Origin of the sequence: Mesorhizobium silamurunense (assembly GCF_014843825.1) — a bacterium.
GTDB lineage: Bacteria > Pseudomonadota > Alphaproteobacteria > Rhizobiales > Rhizobiaceae > Mesorhizobium > Mesorhizobium silamurunense.
Map to the genome: position 1 here is coordinate 1 of NZ_JHQR01000389.1, position 3,531 is coordinate 3,531.

A 3,531-nucleotide genomic window follows, 5' to 3' on the forward strand; every position below is an offset into this window, starting at 1 on the left:
CCCTGAACAGCCGCGCGAACACCGGCATGGCCGGATTGACCGCGAAGAAGCCGTCGAGCAGCAGCGCCGGATTGGCGCCCGAGAGCGAAAGCGCGATGTCGCCATGCAGGCCGGCATAGTCGGGGTCGCCGACCGGGCCGATCGTCGACAGGCCGTCCAGCGCGCCGCGCAGCACGATGACGATCAGGCGCGGATCGCGATTGCCGGCGGCGCGCGCGAAACGCGGCAGATAGGCCCAGGCAAACAGCGCGCCGCCGATCATCAGCACAGCGCGACGGGATGGGTTCGGCGTTTCACAAAGAAGGCTCATGGCCGCTTCTCCGTTGTTGTTCACCGGCGCTGGAATTCCGGCGCCATCAGCAGCAGCGCCAGGCCCTGCTGTTTGGATTCGGCGCGCGCGATCGCCTCTCGCGTCTCGGCAGAGGCGGACGCGCCGATCATTGTGGAAAGCATGTCGTCGGGATTGCCGACATCGTCCGCCTGCTTCGCAGCCTGCCAGGCGATATCGAGGCGCGTCTTCAGGCCCTCGGCCGAAGCCCAATTGTCGGTCCGGTCGGAAAAGCCGTTCGGCCCGGGCGGTTGCCAGAGCGGCTCGCCCAAGGCCCTTAGCCAGCGAAGCGTCCGTTGCGGCTCGTTGCCGGCGGCAGGGCCGACCGCTCGCCGGACCGCCACCACATAGTCGAAGGGCGAGCGCAGCTTGGTGAGCGGCATCGACCAGGCTTCCGGCAGATCGATCAGGGAAAGCGCCAGCGCGCGCAGGTCGCCGTCCGTCTTGGTGAAGATTTCGGCAAGATGGTCGACTGCGACCGGAAGAGGATCGTCGGCGATGAAATGACGCGCGAGCTTGGTGGCAATGTGCTGCGCGGTCGCCGGGTGGCGGGCGATGTCGTTGAGCGCGGCCTCGGCTTGGTCCATGCCGCCGGACCGATAGGTCTTGCCGAGCAGCACCGCCTCGCCCGGCTGATGCGCATTGGCGTTGAAGACGAACGTGCCGGGTTCGCCCAAGCGCCCTTTCCGTCCCGCGATCGTCCAGCCGGTCAGCATGCCGGCGAAGCTGGTGACGTCGGCCTGGCTGTAGTCGCTGCCGACCCCCAGCGTGTGCAGTTCCAGGATCTCGCGGGCGAGGTTCTCGTTGAGGCCGCGGCCGCGCCTTTTGCCGGCGCGGGAGTCCGGCCCCATCGACTGCTGGTTGTCGAGATAGAACAGCATCGCCGGGTGATGCTCGACCGCCAGCAGCATGTCGGTAAAGCGGCCGAGCACGAAGGGGCGGACCGCTTCGCGTTCGAAGGCGCCGGCACAGGCCCGCACGATCTGGGCCTTGGCGACCGAGACGCAGAAATGGTTCGACCAGAAGCCGACCAGCCGTTCGACAAAGCCGGGCGCGGCACCGAGTGCCTTGTCGAAACGGGCTTGCGCCTCGTCTCTGTAGATATCGGCCTCGACCGGCGGCACGACCGGCTTCTCTTTTGCGTCTGTCGGGTTGTCCGCGGTGTCTGTTGCAGGTTGCATGACGAGCGCCGCCTTCTCGTCCCGCGCCGCCTTGCGCTCCGCGGCGGCGGCCATGCTGGCCGTGGATCACGGCGGTGCCATCCAACAACCCGGCATTCTTTGAATCGTCGGCCGAGACAAGCGCGATATCCTGCTGCTTGAGCTCGGCCCTGAGATAGCCGCGCGCGTCGGCCGCGATCTTGCCGAGATCGTCGCCGGGTCTCGCGCCGAGCCCAAATCGGTTGAGCGCAACCAGGGCTGGATCGAGCGGAGCGGCATTTGAAACGGATAGGGCCAACGCAGCCTCCGTAACGTGGGCCGGCGCAGGTCGCGTCGGCGGCATGTGCTAACGGCCGAAAGGGTCTCATGATGCCGGTGCCGGCATCATGAGACCGGCAGGCGGCTTACCAGCGGCGCCAGTAGTGATAGCGGTGCCAGGGATGCCAGGCCGGGCCGATATAGACGCGCGATCCGCCCCAATAGCCCGGATAGATCACGCGGCGATTGGGGACGCAGCGCCCCCAGCGGTTGGGATGCCATCCGGGGCCGCAGCCCAGGCCACATGCTCGACAATTGCAGGTGCTGCAACCGGCGCCATCGGCATTGCGGAAGCCGCACTTGCCGCGACCGTCCCGCCGACGGCAAGGGCGGCAGCGAGCGAATATTTCGTCAGACCGTTCATGGGATACTCCCGAAATTTCTCGAGGTTGAAACGAACCTGCCCGCATTCTCGCGGCAGGCTTGTCCCTCTTTCCCTTGAACGGAGGCGGCTTGCGGTTTCCGTCGCTGCCTATGGCGTATTTTTTGGCGGGATCGGCCGCTGCCTGCCGACATGGCGCAGCAGGGCGTCGGCCAGCAGCTTACGGTCTTCCGGCGAGCTCGACGCGGCGAATTCGACGATGCGCTGTTCCAGCCGGCTGCGGATGGTGGCGTCGGCATTGCGCGCCCGCTCCAGGGCGGCGGCCAGAGCGTTGGCGTCGAGCGTCGGCTGCTGCAGGAGGTTTGCCGCCTCGCGCCGTGCCTGCTGCCCGTCGAGTATGACCGCGCGGAATTCGCGACGAACCTCGCGCAGCGCCTGGCGGAATGCCTTGCGGTCGTTGGCGGGAAGCTGCCCGCCGGCCGATTCCAGCGAATAGCCCACGCCGGAACGGCCGATCAGCCAGCCGGCGCCGCCGGCAACAGCGCCGATCAGAAAGACGTTCAGCACCAGCGAAGCCGCGAAAAGACGAGCGTTCATAGGTCCTCCGTGTCGGCGTCGGGACCGGCATCGCCGAACGACGTTGCGTTGGCATCCATCACATAGCGGTCGGACGGGGCATCTGGAGTGACGACGGTGACCAGCGCCAGCCCGGCCACGGCACCAGCGAGACCAACGCCGGCGAGCCCGAAACCCAGCCACCAGAACCGGCGATGACGTCCTTGCCTGAGTTGCGTGGTGGCTCTCGCGACAATCTCGCCATGCAGCGCCGGGCTTGGGGCTTCGACATGATGACGGTCGAGGATGGCGTCGAGCCTGCCGGCGCTCGCTAGGATTGCGCGGCCCTCTTCGCTTTCGGCAAACAGCGCGGCGGCAGCCTGCTCGGCCCGCGGCCAGCGATGCAGGGCGCTGCCATAAGCCTCCGCCAGTGCGGCAAAGCGCTTGGCATCCATTGACCCATCTGCAGCCTTTCTTTCCTCAGCCATGTCGTTCCCCCTTCCACGGTTTTGACGTGGCCCCCCACGCCCCGAGGATCGAGAATGCCCCAGGAACCGCCAGGTGCTTCGCTGTCTCAATCATCGCCGTCACCTCCGATGAGCATAGCCTGCAGCGCGCGACGACCCCGCGCGAGCAGGCTTTCCAGCGCGTCGACGCTGACCTGCATGGCGCCGGCGGCCTCGATGTTGGACATCTCCTGATAATAGACGAGCACGATCGCCTCACGCTGGCGCGGCGCGATGCGTTGCAGCGCCTGCTGCACGCGCAGGCCTTCGTCCCCGGCGTCGGGAAGCGGCGCTTCATCGGCCACCTCCGGCAGCTCGTCCGTCGTCCACTCGCGGCGCCGC

General features: G+C 67.3%; 4 protein-coding genes and 2 pseudogenes. All 6 read right to left on the reverse strand.

The annotated features are described in order from the left end of the window. Window positions 1-310 (reverse strand): annotated as a pseudogene (locus tag DH10_RS34365) (DUF1501 domain-containing protein); the annotation flags it as partial. A 20-nt stretch (window positions 311-330) separates the two neighbouring features. Beyond that, the gene (locus DH10_RS34370) at window positions 331-1,563 is read right to left on the reverse strand and encodes a DUF1800 domain-containing protein (protein ID WP_246506665.1); all 1,233 of its coding nucleotides are present in this window, start codon (window positions 1,561-1,563) and stop codon (window positions 331-333) included. Window positions 1,564-1,892: 329 nt separating this feature from the next. Continuing rightward, window positions 1,893-2,170 (reverse strand): annotated as a pseudogene (locus DH10_RS34375) (GCG_CRPN prefix-to-repeats domain-containing protein). A 108-nt stretch (window positions 2,171-2,278) separates the two neighbouring features. Then, window positions 2,279-2,725: a periplasmic heavy metal sensor gene (locus DH10_RS34380; protein WP_192257348.1), complete on the reverse strand. Its 447-nt coding sequence runs from the start codon at window positions 2,723-2,725 to the stop codon at window positions 2,279-2,281. Then, a complete protein-coding gene (locus tag DH10_RS34385; protein ID WP_192257349.1) occupies window positions 2,722-3,171 on the reverse strand; it encodes a hypothetical protein in 450 nt (149 codons plus the stop codon). Before DH10_RS34385 ends, DH10_RS34380 begins: the two co-directional genes overlap by 4 nt. An 86-nt stretch (window positions 3,172-3,257) precedes the next feature. Next, window positions 3,258-3,531, reverse strand: a 274-nt coding sequence (locus DH10_RS34390) for a sigma factor-like helix-turn-helix DNA-binding protein (protein ID WP_192385861.1), incomplete at its 5' end; no start/stop codon positions are given.